The 4,188-nt window shown below is 71.1% G+C and carries 4 protein-coding genes; all 4 read left to right on the top strand.

The window, feature by feature from the left end:
- Positions 1-491 (top strand): hypothetical protein (locus tag NS283_RS19035; RefSeq protein ID WP_058628197.1); only part of this gene is annotated, 491 nt, incomplete at its 5' end.
- 29 nt (positions 492-520) lie between these two features.
- A complete protein-coding gene (locus NS283_RS18055; RefSeq protein WP_058598221.1) occupies positions 521-2,083 on the top strand; it encodes an Ig domain-containing protein in 1,563 nt (520 codons plus the stop codon).
- A 116-nt stretch (positions 2,084-2,199) separates the two neighbouring features.
- Positions 2,200-3,336, top strand: coding sequence for a hypothetical protein (locus NS283_RS18050; protein WP_058598220.1), 1,137 nt, complete (start codon positions 2,200-2,202; stop codon positions 3,334-3,336).
- On the top strand, positions 3,333-4,133 hold the full coding sequence (locus NS283_RS18045) for a hypothetical protein (RefSeq protein ID WP_153003422.1): 801 nt from the start codon (positions 3,333-3,335) through the stop codon (positions 4,131-4,133). Before NS283_RS18050 ends, NS283_RS18045 begins: the two co-directional genes overlap by 4 nt.
- Positions 4,134-4,188 lie beyond the last annotated feature (55 nt).

The raw sequence follows: 4,188 nt of genomic DNA, 5'->3' as shown, positions 1-4,188 counted from the left end.
CGTTCTTCCTGGGCGCGATCGGAAACCCGACCCTCGGCTCGTGCGTCACCGACGCCAACGGCACCACGCCCGAGAACGACGCGTCGGTGCTCGGGACGAACGACCTCATCCCGTTCAGCGCCGCCAGCTGGATCGCTCAGGCCAACGGCGCCACCGGAGTCAACACCACGACGACCTCCGGTGTGAAGTTCGGCTCGCCCGTCAACCAGGAGCCCGCCTTCACGGGCACCGCGCCCAACCTCGTCCCCAACATCGACTTCTACAAGGACGCGACCTTCGGCCGCGACACCTACCTGGTCGTCGAGTACGCCCGCATCGTTCCGAGTGACGACAAGTACGACGCGGGCCTGGCCAACCTCGTCAACCCGTCGGTCACCAACAGCCTCACCAGCTTCGGTTCGCTGCCGACCTCCGTCGGCGCGGTGAAGAAGAAGTTCGGCTTCCTCGCCCCCTCCACCACCACCATCCAGCGCGCGTTCGCGACGCTGTGACCTCTGAGAACGGAAAAGGACTCCACCTCATGAACATCAAGAAGTTCGGGACGATCGTCGCCGCGGCGACGGCGGTCTCGCTTCTCGCGGGCGGCTTCTCGGCCACCGCGGCGAACGCGGCCACGGGTACGCCGCAGTTCTACCTCCTCGACGGCGGCGACGGTCACCTCCTCCCCGACGACACCGTCCTGCACTGGGATTCGCAGATCCTCGCGACGCCCGGACCGACCGTCGACGACATCTCGGTGCTGTTCCCCGGCACGGCCGACGCGACCGGTGTCGCGTACTTCATCGCCCCCCAGGGCAAGGAGACCACCATGTCGGCCTGGACGGCGTCCAGCGACGGCGCCCTGACCCCCGGCACGGTCGACATCATGGCCCCGAACCTGACGCTCTCGGGCTTCCTGTTCGGCAACTGGGCCCAGGTCAAGGCGAACGGCGGTGACTTCAGCCTCGGCTTCGCGTGGACCCGCAACAACGGTCTGAACATCGCGGATGCCGGCGTGAAGTACGTGGGCATCCACGTCAAGCCCGGCGGCGACTGGACGTTCGACCCGCAGAGCTCCGGCCCCTCGGCCACGGCTCCGACCATCACGACCACCGCTCTCGACTCGGCCAAGGTCGGTGCGGCGTTCTCGCAGACGCTCACCGCCGACGGCACCGCCCCGATCACGTGGTCGATCAAGGACGGTGGGGCCCTTCCCGCCGGTCTGACCCTCGACAGCGCGACCGGTGTCGTGTCGGGCACGCCCACCACGGCCGGTTCCTACAGCTTCACCGTCGTGGCCACCAACAGCGCGGGCAGCAACGAGAAGGCGTTCACCGGCACGGTGGACGCGGCCGTTCCGACCGCGCCGACGAAGCCCTCGGGCTCCTCGGCGAACAAGGTCGACGTGGCCGACCCCGCCAAGGGCGCGAAGACGATCACCGTTCCCGCGGGGGCCGCCAACAAGGGCAAGACCCTCGAGGCGTGGGCCTGGTCCGACCCGACCGACCTCGGTCAGGTCACCGACGACGGCAACGGCAACTTCTCGGTGGACATCTCGAGCCTGCCGGGCGGCGAGCACACCATCGCCCTGGTGGCCCCCGGCGACGCGACGTACACCGTCCTGGCCTGGGACACCTTCACCAAGCAGTCCGCTGCCGGTGACACCACCACCGACGCCGTCGACCTGTCGGCCGCGGTCACCGCGAGCGACCTGTGGTCGCTGAACGCCGAGGCCACCAAGGTCGACTTCGGCAGCGTGGCGCGCGACAAGAGCGTCACGAAGTCGCTCGGCAAGGTCACCGTCATCGACGACCGCAACGTTCTCAAGGGTTGGGACCTCACCGCCGCGTGGACCCCCTTCAAGAACGGCGCGGGCGACGAGATCCCCGCCACCGCGCTCGCCGTGGCGCCCAAGGCCTACACCGGCTACACCCCCATCACGGGCGTGACCGTCGGCACGGGTTCGAAGATCGCCTCCAGCACGGCCGTCACGACGCTCACCACCGGTGCGCTCTTCGACGCCGACCTCACCTTCACCGCCCCGAAGGACGCGCAGACGGGCGACTACACGTCGACCCTGACGGTCACGCTCACCTCCAAGTGAGCTGACCGGCGCCGGTGGCACGGGGGGATCCTCGCGATCCCCCCGTGCTGCCACACCATCAGCCCTCGTTCACCTCGGCGACACGCTCGTGTCGCCCCCACCTGCGGAGATAGAGCGTGTTCTCTTCGACCCTGCGGCACCGCCTCCCGGCTCTGGGTGCCGTATCCCTCGTCACCGCGGCGATGATCGCCGGCCTCGGGATGCCGTCCGCCGCGATGGCTGCCCCCGGCACCGCCGTCCTCGCGACCGACGATGCGCCCGCCGCCGAGAGCGAGTCGGCCGTCACCGTCGGCGTCGCCACCCGCCCGGCCGGAGAGGACGGGCGCCCCGACGGGCGGTCGCGCTTCACCTTCGCCGCCGACCCGGGCCAGACGGTCACCGATCGCGTGCTCGTCGGCAACACCGGTACGGCCCGCCAGGATTTCACCGTCTACGCCACCGACGCGTTCAACGACGACGCCGGCGAGCTCTCCCTGCTCCCGACGGATGCCACTCCCACCTCGGTCGGGTCGTGGATCCGCTTCGACGACGGCAGCGACCGCGTGACGTTCGGCCTCGAGCCGCAGGAAGTGCGCCTGCTGACCTTCACCGTCGCGGTACCGGCGGACGCGACCCCGGGCGATCACGTCGGCGGGGTCGTGGCATCCGTCCTCGAGTCGGGCGCGCAGGTCACCGTCGACCGCCGCGTCGCGACCTCGGTCTTCGCGCGGGTCGCCGGTGACCTCCAACCGCAGCTGTCGCTCACGAGCTACGAGGCGTCGTATCAGGGGGACTGGTGGAACCCGTTCTCCGGGCACGTCCAGCTCCACTACACCGTGAGCAACCCCGGCAATGTCGCTCTCGCCGCGAACCTCACGTCGGGCACGCGAACGTGGCTCGGCATCCCGGTGACGGGGGAGCAGGGCGGCAAGGTTCCCGTCGTGCTGCCGGGCAACAGCGCGTCGTACGAGTCGACGGTCGACGGTGTCGGCCAATGGCTGTACCTGAACCCGTTCACGACCCTCAGCCCCTTCGTGGAGTCGCCCGACGCGTCGATGCAGGTGGTGGTGACGCCGATCACGCGTGACGCGGTGGCGTTCGCGGTTCCGTGGACGGTGCTGATCCTGGGAGTGCTGGCGGCGCTCGCGGTCCTGTTCTCGCGCTGGCGCCGGCGTCGCGACGAGGTGCGTGCCCGTGAGTGGATGGACTTCGTCGCCGAGACCGCGGCCGCGGACGCGGCGGCGCTCGCGGGAACTCGGGCGGACGGTTCATGACGCGTCCCCGGCGATCGGCGCCGCGCGGGGCGATGCCCCCGGTCGCGTCGCGACGCGTCGCCGCCGCGGGGATCGCGCTCGCCCTCGTCGTGCTCGCGGGTTCGGGTGCGGCGAGCGCCTCGGCTTCCCCGACGGATGACCCCGGCACCCTGTCCGTGACGATCACCGACGGATCGACGGCGACACCGTCTCCTCCCGTGTCGCCGGCGGCGACCGGGGGGTCGAGCGTTCCGGGCGGGTCGGTTCCCGCGGGCGGCACGAGGCCGGTGCCCCTGCCCGCCACGGGCTCGAGCGGCTCCGGCGGCGGGGGCGTCGCCCCCGCGAGCGAGGTCAGCGTGGCCGGCATGGTCTACGTCGGGGGACTGAACGCCTCCGCGTTCCCCGAGCCCGATCCCACCGCCGGGATCGTCGACGTGTGGTTCACGGTGCGCAACGCCGCCTCGACCCCGATCGACGCGACGGCGGACTTCTGGATGGATGCCGGGATGTTCTCGCAGCGTCTGGATGCCGTCGACGGCGTCCAGGTGACCGCTCTGCAGCCGGGCGAGAGCCGGGTCGTCTCGGCTCGCCTCCGCCACGGGGGCCAGTGGACGCTGCTGTCGACCCACGTGACGCTCACCCCGCCGGAGACCGTCGACGGCGTCGCCCTGACGCCGGTGACCCGTGACGCCCTCACCCTGCTCTTCCCGTGGGTGATCGCGGCCGCCGTCCTCCTCGGCGGTCTCGTCCTCCTCGTCGTGCAGATCGTCCGGGTGAGCGGTCGGGGCGAAGCGACTCCCGTGGCGGCGACGACGTGACCCTCCTCAATCGTCCCGCGGGCGCCGGAGCCGGCACCGCCCCGCGCCGTCCGCC

Origin of the sequence: Microbacterium testaceum (assembly GCF_001476285.1) — a bacterium.
GTDB classification, from domain to species: domain Bacteria; phylum Actinomycetota; class Actinomycetes; order Actinomycetales; family Microbacteriaceae; genus Microbacterium; species Microbacterium testaceum_B.
The sequence above is the reverse complement of the archived record's forward strand: the minus strand, read 5'-3'. Positions and strand labels throughout refer to the sequence as shown.